The following is a 24,734-nucleotide window of genomic DNA, read 5'->3' on the forward strand; positions in this document are numbered from 1 at the left end:
ACTCTGTGACTATTATCCTTGATTCTTTCCTATTTTGTGTTTCCTCTATTGATGAAAATTCTTCTATCGAAAAGGACGTTATCATTGAAAAAATAATTAATAAAAGTATCAATGAAATAAACAATTCTATATTAAAAACACCTTTAGAATCCATAATTATTATTAATTGTTTATTATATTTAAATTTTTAATGAAAAATAATATATATTAAAAATAATATATTAATTATTAAAATAAATATACATTGTTCAAGGAGTGAATAATAATATTATGAAATATAAAAAACAAAACAATAAGGAGATATTAATAAAATTTAAACAAACCGAAAACCCAAAAGAATTAGATGAAATGTTATACCAATTTGAAAAAGAGTTAAATGAAGTGAATGGTAATTATTTTTTAAAAGAATCAGAAAGTCCCTTTATATATTTTTTAGAATATGCCAAGCCTGAAGAATTAATAAAACAATTAAAAATTAATACAGAATACTGCATCATCCCGGTAACATGTGTAATAAGCAATATGAATTATATAACCTCTGTAATCTTAAGAAAAATAAGACATAAATTATGTTATAAAGATACTTTTAAAATTAACTGCTATTTAAATACGTATTGTATTTCACAAACAGAGGAAAATATTGAACAAGAATTAACAAAAAGAATAGAGAATATTATTAAAATAGAAAAATGTAAAGAAAATCCTGTTTGGACTATAAACTTATACGTTGTTGGAGATATCACTGCAATAAATATTATAAATACAAAAAACAATCGAATTACCAGCATGTGGAATTAAATAGGGGGTTTAACCTATTTAATTCTTATTTTAACAAATCATGTAATTTATCTTTTAAAGTTAAAATCTGGTCACGACTATAAAGATTTAGGTCAATATCCAATAAATTAATTATTCTTTCATCATTCAATGAAGAAAATCCCATTTCCTGTACATAAAATGTTAATTTATTTCTTAAATTCTCATCTTCAATTACATTTGGATCTAAACCCAAATAACGTGGCAATTTACTGGAAGATGGGAAAGTAGTGTTACCTCTACTGAGTTTACGTTGTTTTTGTCTTCTTTCAATTATGGTTTTATAATCATCATTTAAATAAGGATCAAGATATGGTATTCCAACATCACTTAAAGCAATGACTTTAACATCACTGAATGATAAAGGTGTTTCAATCAAATCAGGACTTCTTGATGCAATTGTTCCACCACTTCTATGGAATCTTGGTCCTTCCCCGACATGTAAACCAACATCAACAAATGCAGAACGTACAGGACTTGCAGCTGTATATGTTAATATTAAAGCTGTTGGAGTTAAAAACTGTTTTAATCTTGAAAAGAAATCTACAGTATATAATTCAGGACATTTAGCTGGACTGAATGGATCTAAGAATACTGCATCATATTCCTTATCATCACAGTTTTTAATAAAATCCCTGGCATCACAAACATGAATATTAATTGTGACATTTGAAGGAATATTACTTAAAACTTTGTTAAACTGTAAATAATTCTTTTCAATCAAATATGTTTCTATCGCTTTTTTAACATATTGATGTGATTCACATATATCTGGAATGAACAATGTAGTAGCCAGAGTTTCTAAGGATGATTCAACCATATCTATTTCAATTTCAACATCTACATCATTTAAATAATCCAACAATGCTGATACGTTGTATCCAATACCACTACAAATATCTAAAACTTTAACGACATTACTGTTTTCTGCTTTTTCTAAGATCTTAGAAGGAATAACAAATTTTTGGAAAGCTTCGGTTCGAGCACCAAATGTACTATGTAAAGTTTCAAATTCTTCGTCTCTTTTATCAGAAGTTAAAGTGAAAGAACCATCATCTGTCCTAATTAAAAATCCCATTATTTCCTCTTTAAATAAATCCCTAGCATCTTTATGACCATCAGCTTCTAATTTAAATACTTCATGAATCAATACTTTATTGTTATTACTGATTTCCAAACTTGACGATTCGTCTTCACTGCTCATAAATACACCATGCTATTTTAAAATAAAAAAATATTAACCCGAAATAATTACAATGGTAATTATATATTAATTATATATTAGTTATAATTTTTAAATATAATAAATATTTACAATATCATGATATTAATATGGATAAATTAATTAATCAATAAACAAATAGTATTAAGTATTAGGTGATAAAATGGATAAAAAAATTATAGCAGCAATAATTGCATTAATTGTAATATTAGTTGCAGGATATTTCTGTATTTATACTCCTTACCAAGAAAATGTCTTATCCGAAAATTATGATAAAGGATTACAAGACGCTAGTGCAATTGAAACAAAAATTATTGCTACAACAGAACAATTTAATAAACAAGAAAGTACAGATGCAGATACATTAATTAATACTATAAACAATGAAATCACACCAAAATATTCAGAAGAAATAGCTAAATTAAATGAAACAGCAAAAAATGCGAATGGAGATCAAACCAAATCAAAATATATTGAATTACAAATCAAGCGTTTAGAATTAGAATCCAAAAATTTAAATGGAACTGTTTCAACATTATATGCGATTAGTCAATATGTTAAAGGAGAAAAAAGTGCTCAAGATGCACAAACTTCCATAAATAATGCAAACACAGAGATGACAAATAGTCAAAAAGAGTTAAATGAAGTTAATTTAGATATAAAAACTTTATTAACACAAAATCCTAACTTTAATCAAACATTACAAGATTTACATTTAGAAAAACCATTTTATGGAGAAAGTCGTGTACAAGCACAAACACAAAATATGACTAATACAACTACCTAACTTCAACCCCTTCTTTTTTTTAGAAATTTTTGAAAAAAAATAATAATAAGATTAGATAAAATAAATAGTATCTATAACTTATATAATATTATATTATTAATTATTCATGAGTAAATTAAATAGGATGTTTAATAAAATGAAAACGTTTAATATGTACGTTAAAACCGTAATATACAACGAACAGAATAAACTTCTTCTTTTAAAAGAAAAAAGAGATGACAAAAAGAACCGCTGGGATTTACCCGGTGCTACTTTCACAGAAGAACAAAGTTTTGATGAAACTGTAATTACTAACGTTCAAAAAGAAATAGGTTACTACGTGTATCCTGGAAAAATTATAGGCATAGCTGATTATACAAATAAAACCGACAAAGAAGTACATGTTATAATGGAAGGAAACATACTTAACGGAGAATTATTGTTATCTAAAGAATATGAAACATACAACTGGATCAAATTAGATAGAATTAAAGATTATCCTTTAGTACCTTGGTTACACAATTATATCCACAATAACAAACACCCATTTGAAGATGTTGAAACAGAAATTGAAGAGTTGACCAACAAAAGACAAAGAAGAAGGGAAATTATTCAAGAAGATTTAATGAATAGTATTCATTCCAAAAATAAAACAGAAAAAATTAATGGTGGAGTTAGTAGCTCATTCAGTTTATTAAAAGACACCATCAAAAAGACATTCCATCCAAGGGAAGCACAAGTTACACAAACAACACCAAAAACTAATGAAATATACAGGGAACCGGAAGAACCTAAAGAAAATAAAAAAATTTCAGAGAAATTAAACTTTAGATTTAAACATAAACCGGAAGAGGAATATGTTGATAAATCTGTTTTAGAATCTAATGAAGGGGACATAATCATAGAACATGACACAGAAAATATCAATAGTAACGATGAAAATACAGACATCATTATAGAACACGACAAAGAAGTTCCAGATGAAATTATTCCCGAAACTTATGTTGAAAATAAATCAGATGAAAAATTAGATATAAAAGTGGATAAACAAGAAAATTCTACAAATAAAGAACCTGAAATAAAAGTTATTCGTAAAACTGATAAAACTCCACTAATTAGAACTGAAAAAGAATCTAAAGAAAAAGTAAGTTTTAACTCAGAAAACATAACCCGGTGGAAAGAAAAGTTAAATCGGATAAATAGAACCGATGCAAATGATGAAAAAAAGAATATTCCTCGCCCTAAAGGACAAAGAAAATAATATTTCTTTTTCCATTAAACATCCTTATTTTTAAATAGGTATTCCTATATAATTTAATGTTAAACGTATTATTTCAATACCTACATAACCGACTGAAGAAAAATATATTACTGTTAATATAGCGGCTACATAACCCAGTATCATCAAATAAGAATCGTGTTCTAAAGTACTTACTGCCAATAATAACATTGATATTGCCGGAATAAAGTCTGTAAATGGTATAGGTAATGGTAAAAACAATAAAAATGCCAATATAATGTTTACTACAGCATTTATTTTTAAAACATACTTTTTTGAAGATAATTTACCTCTAGGCTTTGATATTTTTTCTACATAACCTAGTGCTTTTTTAATGATATCAAATAGTTTTAAAACATTTTCTTTGCTTATTTCATACTTTCCAATAAAATTAGGAATGTATAACGATTTATTATTTAAATAAGCTATTTCCAAAAGAATAATTAAAATTCCAAATGGAGTACTACTCCCAGGAATAGATGCTGGAATTAAAAAGGGTGCTATTAATATAATTATCATAAATTGAAGCCCTTCACCAGACATTACATTAATCAATTCTTTTAATGAAATATTTTCATCAGGCAATTCCTCTTGAATTTCATCCAACTTCTTAGACGTAGCTAAACCATTTACAAAAATTTTATATGACATACTATCCGATTAATTATTTTATGAATTATTATATAGTATATATCCATAATTGTAATAAATATTATTTTTTAAGACTTTGAATTATTTCTGAAATGTCAATATCTTGAATATTAGGAATTGCTTCAGTTGCCCCAGTTTTGGTTGTTGATTGAGCTGCTATATAACTTCCAATAATACCTGATTCTTCAAGTGAATACCCATTAATATATCCAAATAAGAATCCAGCATTATAAGCATCACCAGCACCAGTAGTATCAACAGTATCTACTTTGAATATCCCAATATTATGTTCTTCATCATCTTTTTTAATAAAAGAACCATTAATTGAACGTTTAACAACTAAAATATCAACTTTAGGAGCGATTTTTTCTACAGCCTTTTCAAAATCTTCTTCTTGTGTTGTGATTAATAATTCAGATTCATTGATAAGTAAAATATCAGTATAAGATATTAATTTATCCATGAATTCTTTTCCTCTATTAACATACAACATTCCAGGATCAAAAGAGATAGTAATATTTGATGACAATTCATCCAATAGTTCAAATTGAGTATTTATAGAAGGATCATCCGGATTTAATCCTACAAAAGATGTTAAATGCAACACTTTTGAATCCAACAAATAATCCCTATTTATATCCTCATTATAAATTTTATCATTTATTTTTGGAGTAACGTATAATTTACGATTACCTTCATTGTCAACAAAACCTATAACTTCACCAGTTTCTCCATCAGATTCTATTAAATGATCCGTATTGACATTATTTTCAATTAAGTACTCTTTCATCATTTGCCCATTAGAATCAGACCCTATTTTTCCAACATATCCTGATTTCAATCCAAGTTTAGCCGTTCCTATAATAGTATTGGATGCTGAACCCCCACAAGATTTTGTTTCATCATATATGAATGTTTCACCATCCATAGGCGCAAATTCATTGACTTTACATAACCTGTCTACGTTTAATGCACCCCATCCAATAATATCCAAAGACATATTTACTCCCCAAAAGTTTATTCCAATATTTCTTTAAGATAAAGTTTGTATTTTCCTAAATTTCCACCATAATTACCAGCAGAAACTTTTATAACACCATCTATTCCATCTAAAGCTTCAATTCCTTTTTTAAGTGATTCTTCAGCATTTTCCAATGTTAATGCATTTATAACTATTTCAGGAATATAGTTAACGCCTTCTTCAACTTTAGATTCTTCACCTAATTTATCTTTGAGTGATGGACAATATGGATGATTAGTTGTTGGACCAATTTCAGGATAATTTGTTTCGACTTTAGATCCGGCTGAACAAATATCAAAAGGAGTACAAATTCCTTCAACCTCAGCCAATGCTTCTAAAGATTTATATCCAGCATCCAAAACTGCATCTTTTGTGCTACAATAGTACCAGAAGTTTACTCCCATAATTCCTTCCATACAACCAAGTTTTTGTTCAATATAGAAGTCAGGTACACATATCGGTACTCTTATCATTGTTCTTCCATCAAATTCTTCTGTCCACTCATAACCATCACCACAATGTCCAACATGTTCTGTTGTATCAATATAATCAAACGGATCAATTGATGCATCAAATATTTTAACAAATGGTTTTACAAGAATATCCTGTCTAATTCTAAATGACAATTCCTTGTCAAATTTTTTCAAATCTTTGGTATTGTACCAAAATTGGATTAATACTCCCGGTCTATTATCAGGAGTTTCCTCAGGGGACAAGAATTTTTCTACGCCAGATTCTGTCCTTCCAATTACTGTACCAGGGGTTGCACATGCATCATAAGCTATTTTTTCAATAGTTCTGTCATCTTCTGCTGTTACGATAATTCTTACACATGTTCCTGTAAATGCTTCACAATAAGTATCTTCTATATCAAAATTCATAATTTCACTATCCTAAATTTCCTATTTTTTGTCCTCGTACTTTATTTCTTATTTCTTTACTCTTTTCATTTAATTCATTTACATTTTTTTCCGTTATTAAATCAATGGAAGGTTTACTTAATAGTAAGTCTTGTGTTATTTCATCATTTTTGAAATATGACAAAATTGAGTCTAACGGATTATCATTATAAGAACTTATAAAATCATAAACCCCTTCTGTTGATTTCTTTTTAAATATATCCGCAATTAATGCCAATATCAAATTATTTGTTGATGTAATAGATATTGATGCAGAACTAATGGAATGAATATTTCCATTAAATGAAATACTTATTCCTTCATTATCTTTAGCATATTCTAATGCTTCACAATCTGTGATACTATCCCCACTATACATTAGATTTGAAGGTTCATAATCATTTTTATTGATAATATCCAGTATTGCATTACGTTTTCCAACTCCCCCTACAGGAGTAACCGATTCTATTAAATTATTTATTTGCATCTTAGATATTATTTCTGAAAATTGTTTATGAATATTATCAAATCCATAATCGAATAAAATGTTTTCTCTAATAGAAAGTATTGATTCTTGCTCTTCATCACTTATTTTAAATTTATCCAACTCCAACTGTGTTGAATATGTATTTTCATAACAAAAACCTGTTTTATCACATAAAGCTTTAATATATTGATTATAACTGGTACTTACTATATAAACAGGCATAATATCCTGAACATAATTAATCATTTTGTAAGCGCCATCAACCATGTTAATATTATCCTCTGAAAATTCCACCAAATCTTTTTCAGTTAAACCATATGCTTTAAAAAATGGTAAAATAAGTTTTAAAGTACTTCCGGCAAGGTATCCTTCTATATTTTTTTCAACCAACATATCATCATAATTACTTAATATGCTAAATAACTCACCACCTTCCGGAATAAAATAATCTGATATTTCATATGCATTATCATTAATAGATAATGGTCCTTCACAATCAGTTACATAAAATTTTTCATTCATAACAGAAACTCCATTAAAGAAAGTTTATTATAATTATGTATATAAAAAGAAACATATTAAATTATAATAAAAAAAATTTGTTAATGGTGAATTATGACACAATTAAACAAAATTGTTAAAGGAGCATTATTAACCATATTGATAATTTCAATCATTTTGGTAATTTATCTTGTTGTAATTCATAATCCCGGTCAAGATTATACCGAATTTTACATCGTAGATCATAACAATAATACAACAGATTTCCCGATTAATATTACACAAAACTCTGTAGAAAAAATATATATAGGGATAACTAACCAAGAACATCAAGATATTAATTACACGATAAAAGTTAAAAAAGATAATAAAACCGTGTTTACTAATGTAAAAACTTTAAAAGATAAAGAAAATTTACAATTCCCATATTATTTGGATCAAACTAAAACTAAAGGAATTAATCAAACCATTACTTTTGAATTATACAAAAATGATACAGATAATCCTTATAGAACATTACTATTAAGATACAATGTTATATAACATCCAAATTATTTAGAAAGATTTAATTACATGAATTTGAGGTATAAAATGGAAAACAAAAAATGTATAGTAACTGGTGGAGCCGGATTTATTGGTTCACATATAACAGAATCTTTACTTAACCAAGGAGTATCTAAAGTTACAATTATAGACAACATGTCTACAGGAAAAATAGAAAATCTTAAAGAACTAGACCATGACAGAATAGAACTGGTTTGTGGCGATATTACTCAATTAGATTTAGAAAAAATCTTTGAAAACCATGATTATGTATTCCATGAAGCTGCATTAGTAAGCGTCCCTGAAAGTGTTCAAAAACCTAATAAGACAAATAAAATAAATATAGACGGATCATTTAATATTTTTAAAGCAGCTTGCCAAAACAATATTAAAAAGGTTGTATGTGCTTCATCTGCTGCAGTTTATGGTGAAACTGAAGTATTACCAAACAATGAAACATTACCATTACAGCCATTATCACCATATGCCGTAACTAAAGCTACCATGGAATTATATTCATATACATTTACCCAAACATATAATTTACCTACAGTATGTTTAAGATATTTCAATGTATTTGGACCAAGACAAAGTGTTGATTCAGCTTATAGTGGAGTAATTCCTAAATTTATTACTACATTACTCAAAGGAGAACAACCTATAATTTATGGTGATGGAACTCAAACAAGAGATTTCGTATTTGTAAAAAATATTGCTGAGGCTAATATACAAGTAGCAAAAAGTGATGTGAATGGAATTTATAACATTGCACATGGTAATACTATAAATATTAAAGAATTATTGGAAAAAATATGTGAACTTATGGGTTATGATTTTAATCCCAAATATGAACCTGTTCGAAATGGAGATATTAAAAATTCTGTTGCAGACATAAGTAAAGCTGAAAAAGCATTTGGTTATGTGAACGAACATAACTTTGATAAGGAACTTAAAGAAACTATCGATTTCTATGAAAAAGAATTTAATTCATAAGTTCTTTAACTTTTTTTATTGATTTGAAGTGAGTTATATGTTTTCCATTATTAAAAAACTATTAAATAAAGCAGAATATAAAAAAATTCTTGAAAACATTGCTTCACTAACTGGATTACAATTTGCTAGTTATATTTTACCCTTGATAACATTACCCTATTTAACATACGTTTTAGGCCCCGATAAATTTGGACTAACTCAATACGCAATATCATTAATTACTTACTTCCAAATGTTTACAGATTATGGATTTAACCTTTCTGCAACACGGGAATTAGCAATTGTAAGAGAAGATAAGAAAAAAGTCTCTGAAATATTCAATACAGTGATGTTTATAAAAATAATACTGACAGTTTTAAGCTTTTTAGTATTATTAGCAATAGTTTCCTTTGTTCCAAAATTCAATACCGATGCGGATGTTTATCTTTTAACATTTGGAATCGTAATAGGTTATGTTTTATTTCCTACATGGTTATTCCAAGGAATGGAATATATGAAATATACAAGTATATTGAATATTATTGGAAAAGTTATTTTCACCGTATTGATATTTGTATTCATTCATCAGACTTCAGATTATCTGTTAGTTCCTATTATTAATTCGTTTGGATATATTGTGGTAGGTATTCTGGGAATATACATTTCCTTAACTAGATTCGACATTGATTTATCAATTCCAAACAAAGAAAGTATAAAATATCACTTAAAAGAAGGATGGCATGTGTTTTTATCAACAATAGCTATAAATATGTATACAACTACCAATACATTTTTATTAGGATTACTGACAAACAACACACTGGTTGGATATTACAGTATTGCAGAAAAAATAATCAGTGCAGTAAACGGGTTATTCAATCCAATATCACAAGCATTATATCCATTCATAAGCAGAACTGTTAATAAAAAAGATACAAATTCCAACATCTTAATGATAAGAAAATTAACAAAATTAGCTGCCATATTGGGTCTAATATTTTCAATAGGTGTGTTCATATTTGCAGGACCAATAATTAACATTTTATTCGGACCGGAATATTCCAGTTCCATTACAGTCCTAAGGATATTGTCAATAATTCCGTTTATGGTGTCATTAAGTAATATATTTGGTATACAAACCATGTTAACTTTCAATTATAAGGAAGCTTTTACTAAAATAGTGCTATTAGGAGGAATTATTGATATAGTTCTCGGAATAATACTAATAACTTTATTTAAAGAGATAGGAATAGCTATATCATTTGCAATAACTGAAACATTTATTACATTAGCCATGTTAACATTTTTACAAAGAAAGGGAATAAAGATTTTAGGTAAATTACCTGTGGAAGAATAGTAGGGAGGATAAAAATTGCCGTTTGATTTTATAATAGTTGGAGCCGGACTTGCAGGAATAACAGCTGCTGAAGAACTAGCTAATGTAATGAATAAAAAGGTCTTAATACTTGAAAAAAGGGACCATATAGGCGGTAATTGTTATGATTTTATTAATGAAAACGGAACCAGAATTAATAAATATGGACCACACATTTTCCATACAGATAATAACCTAGTTTACAACTATTTATCTTTGTTTACTATGTGGGATAGACATAGCCATAAAATATTGTTTAAATGCGATGATACAATGGTGCCTGTCCCTTTTAATTTTATAAGCATCGATAAGATTTTACCTAAAGAAGCTGAAGAAATTAAATCTGCATTATTAGATAAATATGATGTCAAATCAAAAATTCCAATCAAAGAATTGGTTGAATCAGAAAATAAGCATATTAAAAAATTAGGAGATACAATTTACGAGATATTTTCTAAACACCTGAAAAAGGTATATAATATAAATGATAATGAAATAATAGAATTTATTGATAAATTATTGCCCTTTAGAACATCCTATGATTGTCGATACTACGAAAATGTTTACCAGGCCATTCCTAGAGAAGGTTACACCAATATGTTTAATAACATGTTATCTAACCACAATATAACAGTAATGTTAAACACAAATTATCATGATATAATTAAAATAGACCATAAAAACAAGAAAATCTACTTTGAAGATGAGGAATTTGAAGGTCACTTGATATTTACTGGAATGATAGATGAATTCTTTGAGTATAAATTTGGTAAATTGCCATATAGATCTTCCATATTAATCAATGAAATAATTGAAAATGACACATTTCAAGATAATGCAGTGATATATTATCCGGAAGAATACCATTTCAGCAGAATAACTGATTATAAATATTTATGTGGAGATTATTTGGAATCGACAACAATACAGTTAGAATACCCTGTGGAATATGATATAACATCCGAAGAAGAAAATGTTCCTTTTTATTGCGTACCTTTAGAAAAAAATAAGGAAATTTTTAAAAAATATAGGAAGTTATCTGAAGAATATGAAAATATCACATTTATCGGTAGATTAACTGAATATGAAACATTACAAATGGACGAAGTTGTTGAAAAAGTCCTGAAATTAATTTCTGAAAAATTTACCGGACTTTCAACAGAATATTAAAAGAGAGTAGTGAAATTATGAGTACTGTTAGAACTCTTGTTAAAAATACTAGTGTATTGTTTTTATCACAACTGATTAGTTATGTGCTTGCATTTTTTTATACACTTTATTCTGCAAGATATCTTGGAACAACAAACTTTGGAATAATCTCTTTTGCTACGGCAATATCCGGATTATTTGCCATAGGTACAGATTTAGGTTTATCAACACTAACAATACGGGAAGTTGCCAGAGATAAAAGTAAAACTTCCAAATATTTAGGTAATCACGGAAGTATTAAACTTATATTGTCCATAATAACCATGACCGCATTAGTAATATTCGTAAATGTTGGAACATTTGACAATACCACAAGATTTGTTGTTTACATTATCGGATCCTCTGTAATAATCAATGCTTTCGGAGGAATATTTTCATCCCTGTTTAGAGCATATGAACAAATGGAATATCAGTCCATTTCTGAGATAATTAATGCTGTGTTATTATTTGTAGGTATACTGATATGTGTATTTACAAAACAGTCCGTGATAGCTGTTTCATTGGTTTACGTTATAGCTTCAATTGTTGTATTGTTATATAATTTTGCTATGTGTACAAGAAATTATGGTTTAATACATTTCCAATTCGATTTTAGTTTTTGGAAATACTTAATAAGTAATGCATATCCTTTAGCCATTACCAGTATTTTTGCCTTAATATCTTTTAAAATGAACACGATACTTTTAAATATGTTAACGACAAGTGCTGTTGTTGGAGAGTATACTGCAGCTTTTAATCTAATGCAGGCACTCATATTTATCCCAACAGTATTTTCAACAGCAGTTTTACCAATATTTGCAAAATTTTATGTAGACAGTAAAGATATGCTTTCTTATTCATATAAAAAATCATTGAAATATCTTACAATTATTAGTATGCCTATTTCCATGGGTACATTAGTCTTATCTGAAAAAATAATCTTGTTTATTTATGGAGCAGAATACGTTAATACTATCCCTATACTTAAACTAATTATATGGGCTTTACCTGCAATATTCCTCAGTTATATCTTAGGTACAAGTATAGCTTCAATTAATAAGCAGCATGAAACTATTAAAGCAACATTCATATGCCTTTTATTCAGTACTATAGGAAATTATGTATTAATTAATCTTTTTAGTGGTATTGGAGCAGCTATGATTACTGTTTTAAATGAAATAAGTATGGTTTTATTTTACATGTATATCATGCACAGATACGGATATAAAGTACCATTGAAAGAGATATTATTCAAACCATTTATAGCAAGTGTTATCATGGGAATTGTAATATATTTATTAAACTTTGACTTATTTACAAGTGTGATACTTGGTATGGTTGTTTACTTCATTAGTATTTTCTTAATTAAAACATTTGATGATGATGATTTAAACATTCTAAAACAGTTGTTACCCAAAAAAATTACTGAAAAACTTAAATTGTGATAAAATGATGAGCATAATATGTGTTTATAACAATGAAAATATTCTTGAAGAATATTTAATTAAAAGTTTAAACAGACAAACAGAAAAATATGAATTAATATTAATAGACAATAGGGAAAATAAATTTAAAAGTGCTGCTTCAGCTTTAAATTTTGGGGCTAAAAAAGCTCACGGAGAATATCTTGTATTTGCTCATCAAGATATTTATTTTTCTGATGAAAACTGGATTAAAAATACTACAAAACAACTTAAAAATCTGAACAATACAGGGATTGTTGGTGTAGCAGGTAAAACCATTGATAGTCTTGTTAGAAGTAATATCAAACAAGGTTTAAATCCTGTTGATGTTTCTCCTTTCAAAATCGCAAAAGCAGAAAAAGCCAGTACTTTAGATGAATGTTTATTTATCATTCCAAAAACAGTTTTTGATAAATATAATTTAAATGAAGATATTTGTGATGATTGGCATTTATATGCAGTAGAATATGTTTATAACATTAAAAATCAAGGTTTAGAAGCATATATCATTCCAACAACATTAGAACATAGGTCTAAAGGAGCCTCAATGAGTGAAACATATTACACCACATTACCTAAGTTACAAAAAAAATATTTAAAAAGGGGATTAATACGTACATGTATGGGTGATTGGTTTACTTTTATACCTGTTTCCATACAAAAATTTGTTAAAAAGTTTAAGAATTATTGATGTCTATAGTTTCAATTATAAAAGTACAACAATCATCATATTTTGATGTACATTCTACTTCTTCAACTGATACTGTTTTTTCATAATATTCTTCAAAAATTCCTTTTAATATTCCTTTAGTGATATTACATATCGGCATATTATATTGTAATTTTTTACATTCATGACAATTATTATTTTTTAGAATTAATGGCTTATCACTACTTACTTTAATATTTCCTAATTTCAATTTCTCAAATTTATCTACAATTAAATTAAGAAGTTCATCATAAGTATCAAATTCAAAAGACTGATAAATTTCTTTTCCTATTTTTTTACCTGTTTCAACTTCTAATGGTTCTAATTGAAGCCCGTGAACTAATAGAATTGATTTATATTGCCTAAACAATTCAGTATATAATTGTTCGTGATTATTTAAGTCAGATTCTATGTCGGGAGATTTATATATAATTTTATCAGGATAAATTTCTCCAATATAATCTGCTAAAATATAAAAAAGTTTACTTCTCCTATCCATTGGATGAGATTTGAAACTAATTATGCCCTCATCAATAAGATTCTTTAAATGTACGGATATTGTAGATTTTGATTTTCTTGTTTGATTAACAATATCTGCTTCACTTACTTGACCATCTAACATGTTTAATATTTGAATTTTTATAGGACTATCTACTATTTTTATCCCCTTAGTAGTAGAATAAATCTTAATTTTTGTATTATTGAAATTGTTTATAGGCATCATAGTATTTTCTATGTTTTAATTGAAATATAAATGTTTTTCTATAAATAAGAAGATTTTATTAGAAAAACAATAAAAAAATGGAATATAAATAAACAATATTTTAAAAGAGCCCTTTGTAAAAAACTAGTTTAGTTAAATAGATATGATTACAATGAAATGATACAACCTACATTATTACTAATTAACCTTGTTTGTAATATTATTTTTTTCAAGTAGCATATAAATATGTTTAAAAAAATAGTATTAAATAGTTATTAATATTAAGATTTTCTAGGAGTAAAAAAATGGTCTTTATTTTATCAAAAGCATATCAAATGTTACCACAAAGCATTAAAAATCATCCTAAGGTCATAGAATTAGTTCAAAGATTTAATAACAACAATAAATTTAGAGAATTAGAATCACATTATCAAATGTTAGATCTTATTTTCAGTAGTTGTGACATTAAAGCTACTGGAGTAATGCGTCAAATTCAATTATTATCACTCGAACTACTTAGATTATTTGATAATATATGTAAAAAACATGAAATAACATACTGGCTTGATTATGGAAGCTTACTTGGTGCTGTACGTCATGGAGGATTTATTCCTTGGGATGATGATATGGATATTTCTATGTTACGGGAAGATTATGAAAAGTTCGTTGATGTATTTCCTAAGGAAATTGAAAAGATCGATAGTTTAAAGGATAATATAATTATTTCAAAATTAACAAAGCCACACAGTAATTTCCCTGAAAATTGTAATGAATTAGATATCTTAAACAACGGAACATTTATATTATTTTTCCAATGTGCATTAAAAAAACCTTATGTTCATTTCGATGTTTTTCCAAAGGATTTTATTAAAGATGATGGTTTAACTAAAGATAGAAATGAAAAACAGACAAAATTACAAGCCGAACTTAGAGAAAAAATTGAAAACAATACTTGGACATTTGAAGAAGGATTAAAAATACAAAATTCAAAAATGCAGTTTACTAAGGAAAAAACCTCACAAATTTCTGATGCTATTGATGGTTTACATAACAACATTCATAACAGAATATATAAAACTGAATACATATTCCCTTTGAAAACCATTTCCTTTGAAGGATATGAATTTAGTTGTCCAAATGATTTTGAAGAATATTTACCTTTAATTTATGGTCCAGAATATATGCATATCCCACATATAGCTTTAGATCACAATACGGTGAATTTTGTTAAAAATCAATACCAAAATAATAAAAAAGATATTGACAAAGGTTTTGAAGAAATAATTGAATTACTTAAAAATATCAATGATAATTTTCAATAATATGTTCTCTTAAAAATATTTTTTTTGAAAAAAATAGCCAATTAAATAAGTTCAATCTTATGTAAAAAATTAAGCAATTTTAAATTTTAAATAAAATGAATTAAATATATATCTATTAATAAGAGATGTTTTTATAAATTATTTAATGGAAATATAAGGAGTTTTTATAGTGGATATCGAAAGTGCTTACGAAGGGGAAACTATTCTTGTAACTGGTGGAGCAGGTTGTGTAGGTAGTAATTTAACTAAAAAATTATCAGAATTTAATCCTAAAAAAATAATTATTTTAGATGATTTGTCTTCTGCATATGAATGGAATATACCTAAATCAGATTGTATAGAATTTATTCAAGGAGATATTTGTGATGATCAAGTATTAAAATGGGTTTTTAAGGAAAAACCAGATTATGTGTTCCATTTAGCAGCTCATTTTGCAAACCAAAATTCTGTAGATAAACCAGAAAAAGACTTAAAAGTAAATGGGTTGGGTATACTAAAAGTTTTAGAATATGCGCAGTTAACTGGAGTAAAACGTTTTGTATATTCTAGTAGCGGTTGTGGAGTATATGGTTTAGACTCTAAAATGCCTTTTGAAGAGCACGATATCAGTATAAGTTTACATACTCCATATCAAGTAACAAAATTACTTGGTGAATTATACACAAATTATTATCACAATTTATATGATTTACCTATTGTCAATGCCAGATTCTTCAATGTATTTGGTCCGGGAGAAGTGCCTGGAAAATATAGGAATGTTATACCAAATTTTATGTATTGGGCAATGAATGGACAGGCATTACCTATTACTGGAAATGGTACAGAAACCAGAGATTGGACATATGTTAATGATATCATTCAAGGATTAACAAAAATGGGAGTTGTAGAAGAAGCCATAGGTGAATCAATAAATTTAGGATCAGGTAAAGACCACCAAGTTATAGATATGGCTAATAAAGTGAATGAACTTTGTGAAAACGAAGCAGGAATAGAATTTAAAGAAAGAAGAAATTGGGATGCTAAAAACAAATTATTATCTTCTATTGATAAAGCAAAAAGAATATTAAAATATAAACCAACCGTTGAATTTGAACAGGGACTTGAAAACACACATGATTGGTTCGTAGAAAACTGGGAAAATATTCAGAAAAGTGCAGAATTTAAATTTTAAAATGGATAATAATAAATTAAATGGTGATTGAAATGAGAATACTTGTTGTACAGGAGTCAGATTGGATAAAAAGAAATCCTCATCAACAACATCATTTAATGGAATTATTAGGTCTAAGAGGACATAAAATAAGAGTTATAGATTACGATGTTGAATGGAAAAACAATACGGAAGAGGAAGGCCTTTATAAATCTCCTAGAAAAGTATTTAAAGAATATAAAAAAGTTTACAATACCAACAATGTAACTGTAATAAGACCCCCATTAATCAGAATTCCAGTGATTAATTACTTTTCAATACTTTATTACCATAAACAAGAAATTAAAAGACAATTAAAAGAATTTAAACCAGATATCATCGTAGGATTTGGAATCTTAAATGCACATATAGCTTCCAAACTAGCTAAAAAAGCAAAAATTCCATTCGTTTACTACTTCATTGATGTTTTACATCAATTAATTCCAGAAAAATCTTTTAGAAGATTAGGAAAAAGTATTACTAAAAAAACCATTAAAAATTCTTCATACGTCCTTACAATTAACCGTCGGCTTAGTGAAACAGCTGTTGAATTAGGAGCAGATCCTCATAGATTATCCATTATTGATGCAGGAATTAATTTAAAACAATTTAATTACAAAAAACATAGCGGTTTTAAAATACGTAGATATTACAAAATAAATAATAATGATATTGTTTTATTCTTCATGGGTTTTTTATACGATTTTGCAGGACTTAAAGAGTTAGCCCTAGAATTAGGTAAAAATAAAGCAAGATATTCCAATATCAAATTATTAATAACTGGTGATGGTGATGCTTTCGAAACTTTAAAAGCTATCCAAAAAAAATACCATTTAGAAAACCAGTTAATTCTCACAGGAAGGCAAAAATATACCATAATGCCTGATTTAATTGGTGCAAGTGATGCTTGTATCCTTCCAGCTTACAAACATGAAATTATAATGCAAGATATTGTACCTATAAAAATATATGAATACATGGCTATGCAAAAACCTGTTATAGCAACACGTTTACCGGGTTTAGTAGCCGAATTTGGAGAAAAAAATGGTATAATCTACATTAATACTCCGGAAGAAGTATTAGATGTTGTTCACGAGAAATTTAAGAACAAAAAAGAAATTGAAAAAATTAGTTTAGCTGGTTACAACTTTGTTAAAGATAATGATTGGAGCACTCTGGCAATTAGATTTGAAAGTATTCTCGAAAATTTAGTTCTAGATATTTTATTAAAAAATATATAATACTCCAAACTTTTTTTATTTTAAGTGATTTTTATGAACATACTACAGGTAATTCCTTACTTTGCCTTCACCCGTGGCGGTGATGTAAACGTCTGTTATAACCTAACAAAACAATTTACTCAAATGGGACATAACGTAACTATTTTAACTACTACTTTTGACTACAATAAAGAAGATACAGAAAACATACCTAATTTAACAATGGTTCCTATTGAATATAAATTTAATTTGGCATTATTTATTTATTCACCTAAAATAAAAGAATGGTTAGAAAATAATATAGAAAATTATGACATAATTCATTTACATGAATTAAGATCTTACCAAAATAATATTGTTATAAAATATGCTAAAAAGTTTAATATTCCATATATATTACAACCACACGCATCAACTCCAAAACATGTTAATAAGTCAGTTATAAAATACATATACGACTTTTTTTATGGAAACAGAATAATGAAAAATGCTACCACAACCATAGCAGTTTCCGAAGAAGAAGCTTACTTTGACAGACTAATGGATGCTAAAGATGTTCGAGTAATATATAATGGAATGAATCTTGAAGACTTTGAAAACTTACCTGAAAAAGGAACGTTCAAAAATAAAAATAACATAACATCCCCTTATATTTTATATTTAGGTAGAATTGATGCATTAAAAGGAATTAATTATATCATAGAAGCATTTGGCAAATTACCAGACGATTATTCACAATACAAGCTTGTTATTGCAGGAAAAATAACAGATTATAAAAAAGAATTAGATAAAATAATAAAAAGGTATAATCTAGAAAACAAAGTAATTTTTACGGGATTTGTTGAAGAAGAAGACAAAATATCCATTTATCATGACGCAGAATTATTTGTTAATCCTGTTAAATATATGGGTGGTGTTTCAATTACCGTTTTTGAATCATTACTATCAAACACCCCAGTAATAGTTACTAAGGAATCGGGAGAATTAATTGAAAAAATTAATGCCGGTAGTATTGTTGAATATGGTGATGTTGAATCACTTAAAAATGAAATAATCACATCCCTGGAAGATAAAGAATTAACAAAAAAACAAGTACTGAATGCTCAAAGATATATTAAAAATAATTTAGATTGGAAAAATGTCTCTGACAGAATACTGGATATTTATTCTGAAGCTATAAGGGGAAGTGAATAACATGCTTAAAATACTGTTAATATGTCATGATATCCCTTCAAAAAGTGTTGGTGCAACACTTCCAATATATCATTTAATCAAAGAACTAGGAAAAAAATATGATATTTCTTTATTATCTTTTGATTCAGACAAATATTCTATTCATGAATTAGAAGAATATTTAACTGAATATCAGAACATAAAAATTCCAGAATATCTTGATTTAATAAATCAGTTGAAATATACTGTGAAAAATATGATTTCAATTGATAATTTAAGTACCAGAAGTTTTTTGAACTATTATTACCACAAAGATATGAGTAAATTAATTCATGAAAAAGCCGATGAAAATTTTGATTTAGTGATTACTGATATGCCAATGGCTTTTTATGCAAAAAATATTAAATTACCAAAAATAGTATATGCTTTCGATGCTGTAAGCAATTACAATTACAATATGTATAAAAAATCAGATGAAATTATCTCAAAGACATATTGGTATTTGAATTATTTAAAAATACACAGATACGAACAGGTTTACAATTCTTTTGATTACTGTGTAGTAGTAAATAATAAGGATAAACGATTACTTAAAAAGGATATCAATATACCTATAGAAGTTATAGCAAATGGCGTTGACACTAAATTTTTTACCAATAATTCAATAGAAGATGAAGTAAAATTAGTATTCTTAGGAGATATGAGTACACCTCCAAATAATGATGCCGTTAGATATTTTGTAGAAAATATTTATTCTGAAATTTTAAAAGAGATTTCTATTAAATTTTATATTGTAGGTCGTAACCCCTCAAATTATATCAAACAATTATCAGAGAATCCCAACATAATTATTACTGGCCCAGTAGATGATGTTAGAGAATATTTAACAAAGGGAAGTATTTTTATTACTCCTATGATTTCAGGAACCGGAATAAAAAATAAGATATTGGAAGCCATGAGTATGGAGTTACCCGTTGTGTCTACAAGCATAGGAATAAGTGGCATAAACTCAGATAATCATATTCATTATTTATTAGCAGACACTCCAGAAGAATTTAAAAACAGAATAATACAATTAATATCCAATAAAACTCTAAGAGAGGATATTGGAAAAAATGCAAGATTTTTTGTTGAAAAAAATTATTCATGGAAATTATCAATGAAAAAATTTGATGAAATCATCAACAAAATAATCACCTGAAATATTTATTTAAAAAGTAACAAAAATAAATATAAATAATAAAAAAATTACTCATAAATAATCAATTATTAGGTTTGTTAAACATGAAAATTTCGTTTGTAATCCCAGCATTAAATGAAGAAGGAATTGTAGGAAAAACAATCCAAAGCATTCCTACTGAAGAAATTAAAGAAGCTGGATACGAAGTAGAGATTATTGTTGTCAATAATAATTCTACAGATAATACTGAACAAGAAGCCCGTGAAGCTGGTGCAACAGTCTTTTTAGAAATGAATCGTGGATATGGAAATGCATATAAACGTGGATTTAAAGAAGCTACTGGAGATATTTTTGTAATGGGTGATGCCGATGGTACATATCCATTAGAACAATCATTGAACTTCATTAACTACATAGTTGAAGATGGAAGTGACTTTGTAATTGGTTCAAGATTTAAAGGAAGTATTGAAGAAGGAGCTATGCCTGCTCTTCATCAATATATAGGCAACCCAATGTTAACTAAAATGTTAAACATATTATTCCATGCAGATTACTCAGATACTCATTGTGGAATGAGAGCTTTTACCAGAGAAGCATATGAAAAAATGGATTTAAAAGCTCCGGGAATGGAATTTGCAATTGAAATGGTAATTGAAGCAGCAGAAAAGAATTTGAACATAAAAGAAGTACCGATCTCTTATAGAAAAAGAGGGGGAGGAGAAGCTAAACTCTCATCATTTGATGATGGTTGGAGACATATCAAATACATGTTAACTCGTAAATTTAATTAATTGTTTTTAGATTTAGATTGTTAAGAGGAGAACATTCTTATGAAAATTGCATTTATATATGACACTGCTTTCCCATGGGTTACTGGTGGAGCAGAAAGGAGAATATATGAAATCAGTACCAGATTATCCAATAGAGGACATGATGTACACATTTTTTCATTAGGTTATTGGATGAACACAAAAGAATTCTCTTCACAAAAAACAATAAAATATAATGGGATAACATACCATAGTGTTGGTAAACCTATGGATTTATACACCAAAAACAATACACGTTCAATAAAAGAAGCATTATATTTTGCCAGATGCATATTAACCAATGCTAAATTAAAAGAATTTGACATTGTAGACTGTCAAGGCTTCCCCTATTTTTCATGTTACACAAGTAAAATAAAACATAGAAAAAATCTTGTAATAACTCTCCATGAAGTATGGAACGATTATTGGTACGAATACCTCGGTAAATTAGGAATCTTTGGAAAAATAATTGAAAAAGGAATTTTTAATTTAACCAAGAATTTTATATGCGTTTCTCAATTAACATTTGAAAATATGTTAAAAAATAAATGTCCTGAAAACTCTACCATAATCGCAAATGGTGTGAATACCCAGGAAATAACTTTTATAAATCCATCAGAAGAGTACAAGGACATTATTTTCGCTGGACGTTTAATCCCCGAAAAACATGTGGATTTAATAATCAATGCAATTTCAAAGGTAAAAAAAGTCCATCCCCAAGTAAAATGTAAAATAATTGGAAATGGTCCTTCTGAAACATATCTAAAATCATTGACCAGTAGTTTAGATCTTGAAAATAATATAATTTTTGAAGATTTTTATGAAGATCATGAAAAACTTTATAGTGAAATTAAAAGTTCCAGCGTACTTGTTCTCCCTTCAAAACGCGAAGGTTTTGGTATAATCGTCATTGAAGCTAATGCCTGTGGAGTACCAGTAATTACTTTAAATGATGATATGAATGCTGCAAAAGATTTAATAACTAATGAAAATGGATGGCTAACTGATGATGATAGTGAAGAGTTAGCTAAACTACTTAATAATATTATAGAAAATGGAATTGATAGTTATCAAAGAAATCTTTGTAGAGAATACGCAAAAGAATATGACTGGAATCATATAGCTCTCCTAACAGAAAATTATTATTTAGACCTATTAAAATAGTCTAAAACTTTTTTTAAATATTTAAAATTTTTGGCATATCATCCAAATTTAATATTTTTTTTACTAATGAATTAATTATTAGAAAAACATAATATAATTAATAAGAAATTATGTTTAAGAGGTTTTAATGTTGAAAATTATTCAGACTCCTGTACGTTTTTACCCTTTTATTGGTGGGGTTGAAAAATATGTCTATTATATTTCTAAAGAATTAGCCAAATATGACGATTGTGAAGTTAAGGTTATTTGTGCAAATGAACCTGATACTATAGACCATGAAATTTATAATGGAATAAATATTAGACGTCTGAAATATTATGGGAAAGTTGCTAACACTAATGTTACTTTATCACTTCCAAAAGTGCTTTACAATGAAGATTTTGATATTATTCACACACATGTACCAACTCCTTGGAGTAGTGACTGGAGCAATATTATCTCAAGAATAAAAAATAAACCTCTTGTAGTTACATATCATAATGATATTATAGGAACTGGTGTTGCAAATTATATTGCAAAATTTTATAATTCAACAACACTCATATTATTGTTAAATAAGGCGGATAAAATTATTATCACACAAGATGATTACATAAATTCTCCCCACTTACAAAATTATAAGGAAAAAGTAACAACAATACCTAATGGTGTAGATACCAACATATTTAAACCAATTGACAGTCCTCGTAAAAATAATCAGATTTTTTTCCTAAGTGTACTTGATAAATTCCACAAATACAAAGGATTAGATTATCTTTTAGAGTCTTTAGTTGAAGTAAAAAAGATTATTCCGGATGTTAAATTAGTTGTTGGTGGAAAAGGAGAACTGTTAAATTTTTATAAATCTAAAACAGAAGAACTTGGATTGAAAGATAATGTGGAGTTTAAAGGTTTTTTAACTGATGAAGAAGTTATAAAATGTTATCAGGAATCCGAGTTATTTGTTTTACCTTCTATTTCATCTTTACAGGAAGGATTTGGAATTGTTGTTTTAGAAGCATTAGCTTGTGAAACTCCGGTAATTAGTACTACTATTGTGGGCGTATCCGACGACGTTATAGATACTGAAAGTGGTATTATCATTGATCCAAAGAATGTTGAAATGCTAGAAAAAGCCATTATAAAAATATTGTCAGATAAAGAATTAATCAAAAATATGGGAAAAAAAGGTAGAGAGTTAGTAAAAGAAAAATATGAATGGAAAAAGATATCAGAAGATATACATGAATTGTATGAGGAATTACTATGAAGATATGCTTTATCACTAACCTTTATCCACCAAATGTTCTTGGAGGAGCAGAAATAATTGTCGAAAAAATGGCATTGAATATGCTGGAACATGGACACGAATCCATTATTATTACAACCAGTCCTGATGAAGAATATCATGTTATTAATCGAGATAAAACCACTATTTATCAGTTAAATACAACCAAATTATATCCTACATATAAACAGACAGATGCACAAGGAATAAAAAAACCTTTTTGGCATATTTTGGATCTTTGGAATAATTCAACATTGAATGTTATTAAAAAAATACTTGTTGAAGAAAATGTTGATGTAATTCATATTAACAATTATAAAGGATTATCTTTATCTTGTTTTAAGGCGGGAAAAGATTTAAATATACCTGTAATCTATGAATCACATGATTTTTCATTAATATGTCCTAGAGCTAATCTAATTAATGGAAATAATAAATTATGTGAAAAAAGAAATTTCATATGTAATCAATATGTTAATCAACAAAGAAGACTGTTAAATGATAATGTTGATTTGTTAATTTCCCCATCACAATTTATGATAAATAAATTTAAAGAAAATGATTTCTTTAACAGCATAGATTGTGTTAAAATCCCATTAGGAGTAGAATATAAATCCATCAAAACTGTTAAAGAGTATGATACAATAGATATTACATATATTGGTACTTTAGGTAAACATAAGGGAGTTGATACTCTTATTAAAGCTTTTAAAGAAATTGAAGGAGATTATTTAAAATTACATATTATTGGTAAAGGTTACGATGAAGAAGAATTTAAAAGTTTAGCTAAAGATGATGCTAGAATCATATTCCAT

Annotated in this window: 24 protein-coding genes; 18 read left to right on the plus strand and 6 right to left on the minus strand. The window is 27.3% G+C overall.

The window, feature by feature from the left end:
* The first annotated feature begins 270 nt into the window (after window positions 1-270).
* Window positions 271-798 (plus strand): hypothetical protein, encoded by a 528-nt coding sequence (locus tag QZZ11_RS01225; protein ID WP_292472782.1) that lies wholly within the window; start codon window positions 271-273, stop codon window positions 796-798.
* 25 nt (window positions 799-823) lie between these two features.
* Here QZZ11_RS01225 and QZZ11_RS01230 read toward each other — a convergent pair whose 3' ends face one another.
* Window positions 824-2,020 (minus strand): MnmC family methyltransferase, encoded by a 1,197-nt coding sequence (locus QZZ11_RS01230; protein WP_292472784.1) that lies wholly within the window; start codon window positions 2,018-2,020, stop codon window positions 824-826.
* A 181-nt stretch (window positions 2,021-2,201) separates the two neighbouring features.
* Between QZZ11_RS01230 and QZZ11_RS01235 the strand changes: the two genes are divergently transcribed.
* Together QZZ11_RS01235 and QZZ11_RS01240 are read left to right on the plus strand one after the other, a co-directional pair.
* Window positions 2,202-2,825, plus strand: a complete 624-nt coding sequence (locus QZZ11_RS01235) for a hypothetical protein (RefSeq protein ID WP_292472786.1) — start codon at window positions 2,202-2,204, stop codon at window positions 2,823-2,825.
* Window positions 2,826-2,976: 151 nt separating this feature from the next.
* Window positions 2,977-4,065 (plus strand): NUDIX domain-containing protein, encoded by a 1,089-nt coding sequence (locus QZZ11_RS01240; protein ID WP_292472787.1) that lies wholly within the window; start codon window positions 2,977-2,979, stop codon window positions 4,063-4,065.
* 30 nt (window positions 4,066-4,095) lie between these two features.
* On the opposite strand, the gene QZZ11_RS01245 is transcribed toward QZZ11_RS01240, so the two are convergent.
* The 4 genes from QZZ11_RS01245 to QZZ11_RS01260 all read right to left on the minus strand — a co-directional run bounded on the left by QZZ11_RS01245 (window position 4,096) and on the right by QZZ11_RS01260 (window position 7,663).
* Window positions 4,096-4,734 carry an exopolysaccharide biosynthesis protein gene (locus QZZ11_RS01245; protein WP_292472789.1) on the minus strand — a complete coding sequence of 213 codons (639 nt, stop codon included), beginning with the start codon at window positions 4,732-4,734 and terminating at the stop codon, window positions 4,096-4,098.
* A gap of 61 nt (window positions 4,735-4,795) precedes the next feature.
* On the minus strand, window positions 4,796-5,734 hold the full coding sequence (locus QZZ11_RS01250) for a carbohydrate kinase family protein (protein ID WP_292472791.1): 939 nt from the start codon (window positions 5,732-5,734) through the stop codon (window positions 4,796-4,798).
* Window positions 5,735-5,751: 17 nt separating this feature from the next.
* Entirely contained in the window at window positions 5,752-6,636 is an 885-nt protein-coding gene (locus tag QZZ11_RS01255; RefSeq protein WP_292472793.1) for a formylmethanofuran--tetrahydromethanopterin N-formyltransferase, read from the minus strand.
* Between the two features lie 7 nt (window positions 6,637-6,643).
* A complete protein-coding gene (locus QZZ11_RS01260; RefSeq protein ID WP_292472795.1) occupies window positions 6,644-7,663 on the minus strand; it encodes a hypothetical protein in 1,020 nt (339 codons plus the stop codon).
* Between the two features lie 93 nt (window positions 7,664-7,756).
* Here QZZ11_RS01260 and QZZ11_RS01265 point away from each other — a divergent pair, with 93 nt between their 5' ends.
* The 6 genes from QZZ11_RS01265 to QZZ11_RS01290 are packed head-to-tail and all read left to right on the plus strand — an operon-like array spanning window position 7,757 to window position 13,874.
* On the plus strand, window positions 7,757-8,185 hold the full coding sequence (locus tag QZZ11_RS01265; RefSeq protein WP_292472797.1) for a DUF1616 domain-containing protein: 429 nt from the start codon (window positions 7,757-7,759) through the stop codon (window positions 8,183-8,185).
* Window positions 8,186-8,233: 48 nt separating this feature from the next.
* The gene (locus QZZ11_RS01270) at window positions 8,234-9,178 is read left to right on the plus strand and encodes an NAD-dependent epimerase/dehydratase family protein (protein ID WP_292472799.1); all 945 of its coding nucleotides are present in this window, start codon (window positions 8,234-8,236) and stop codon (window positions 9,176-9,178) included.
* Window positions 9,179-9,215: 37 nt separating this feature from the next.
* Window positions 9,216-10,514, plus strand: a complete 1,299-nt coding sequence (locus QZZ11_RS01275) for a flippase (RefSeq protein ID WP_292472801.1) — start codon at window positions 9,216-9,218, stop codon at window positions 10,512-10,514.
* A 15-nt stretch (window positions 10,515-10,529) separates the two neighbouring features.
* Window positions 10,530-11,702, plus strand: a complete 1,173-nt coding sequence (glf, locus tag QZZ11_RS01280) for a UDP-galactopyranose mutase (RefSeq protein ID WP_292472803.1) — start codon at window positions 10,530-10,532, stop codon at window positions 11,700-11,702.
* A gap of 17 nt (window positions 11,703-11,719) precedes the next feature.
* Window positions 11,720-13,165 carry a flippase gene (locus QZZ11_RS01285; RefSeq protein ID WP_292472805.1) on the plus strand — a complete coding sequence of 482 codons (1,446 nt, stop codon included), beginning with the start codon at window positions 11,720-11,722 and terminating at the stop codon, window positions 13,163-13,165.
* Window positions 13,166-13,172: 7 nt separating this feature from the next.
* Window positions 13,173-13,874 carry a glycosyltransferase gene (locus QZZ11_RS01290; RefSeq protein ID WP_292472807.1) on the plus strand — a complete coding sequence of 234 codons (702 nt, stop codon included), beginning with the start codon at window positions 13,173-13,175 and terminating at the stop codon, window positions 13,872-13,874.
* Here QZZ11_RS01290 and QZZ11_RS01295 read toward each other — a convergent pair.
* Complete coding sequence (locus tag QZZ11_RS01295; RefSeq protein ID WP_365952549.1) at window positions 13,861-14,616, minus strand: V4R domain-containing protein; 756 nt, start codon at window positions 14,614-14,616, stop codon at window positions 13,861-13,863. The two genes, QZZ11_RS01290 and QZZ11_RS01295, sit on opposite strands and share 14 nt — an antisense overlap.
* A gap of 284 nt (window positions 14,617-14,900) precedes the next feature.
* Between QZZ11_RS01295 and QZZ11_RS01300 the strand changes: the two genes are divergently transcribed.
* From QZZ11_RS01300 to QZZ11_RS01340, 9 genes are all read left to right on the plus strand, one after another.
* On the plus strand, window positions 14,901-15,917 hold the full coding sequence (locus tag QZZ11_RS01300) for a LicD family protein (protein WP_292472809.1): 1,017 nt from the start codon (window positions 14,901-14,903) through the stop codon (window positions 15,915-15,917).
* Between the two features lie 169 nt (window positions 15,918-16,086).
* Window positions 16,087-17,088, plus strand: a complete 1,002-nt coding sequence (locus QZZ11_RS01305) for an NAD-dependent epimerase/dehydratase family protein (RefSeq protein WP_292472812.1) — start codon at window positions 16,087-16,089, stop codon at window positions 17,086-17,088.
* Between the two features lie 32 nt (window positions 17,089-17,120).
* Window positions 17,121-18,347 carry a glycosyltransferase gene (locus QZZ11_RS01310; RefSeq protein ID WP_292472814.1) on the plus strand — a complete coding sequence of 409 codons (1,227 nt, stop codon included), beginning with the start codon at window positions 17,121-17,123 and terminating at the stop codon, window positions 18,345-18,347.
* A gap of 33 nt (window positions 18,348-18,380) precedes the next feature.
* On the plus strand, window positions 18,381-19,520 hold the full coding sequence (locus tag QZZ11_RS01315; RefSeq protein WP_292472816.1) for a glycosyltransferase: 1,140 nt from the start codon (window positions 18,381-18,383) through the stop codon (window positions 19,518-19,520).
* A gap of 1 nt (window position 19,521) precedes the next feature.
* Complete coding sequence (locus tag QZZ11_RS01320) at window positions 19,522-20,700, plus strand: glycosyltransferase family 4 protein (RefSeq protein ID WP_292472817.1); 1,179 nt, start codon at window positions 19,522-19,524, stop codon at window positions 20,698-20,700.
* A gap of 83 nt (window positions 20,701-20,783) precedes the next feature.
* Entirely contained in the window at window positions 20,784-21,470 is a 687-nt protein-coding gene (locus QZZ11_RS01325) for a glycosyltransferase family 2 protein (protein WP_292472820.1), read from the plus strand.
* A 39-nt stretch (window positions 21,471-21,509) separates the two neighbouring features.
* Complete coding sequence (locus QZZ11_RS01330) at window positions 21,510-22,652, plus strand: glycosyltransferase family 4 protein (protein WP_292472822.1); 1,143 nt, start codon at window positions 21,510-21,512, stop codon at window positions 22,650-22,652.
* A 127-nt stretch (window positions 22,653-22,779) separates the two neighbouring features.
* Window positions 22,780-23,901 (plus strand): glycosyltransferase family 4 protein, encoded by a 1,122-nt coding sequence (locus QZZ11_RS01335; protein ID WP_292472824.1) that lies wholly within the window; start codon window positions 22,780-22,782, stop codon window positions 23,899-23,901.
* Window positions 23,898-24,734 (plus strand): glycosyltransferase (locus QZZ11_RS01340; protein ID WP_292472826.1); only part of this gene is annotated, 837 nt, incomplete at its 3' end. The genes QZZ11_RS01335 and QZZ11_RS01340, both read left to right, overlap by 4 nt.

The sequence above is a fragment of the Methanosphaera sp. genome (assembly GCF_016282985.1).
Classification (GTDB): Archaea; Methanobacteriota; Methanobacteria; order Methanobacteriales; family Methanobacteriaceae; genus Methanosphaera.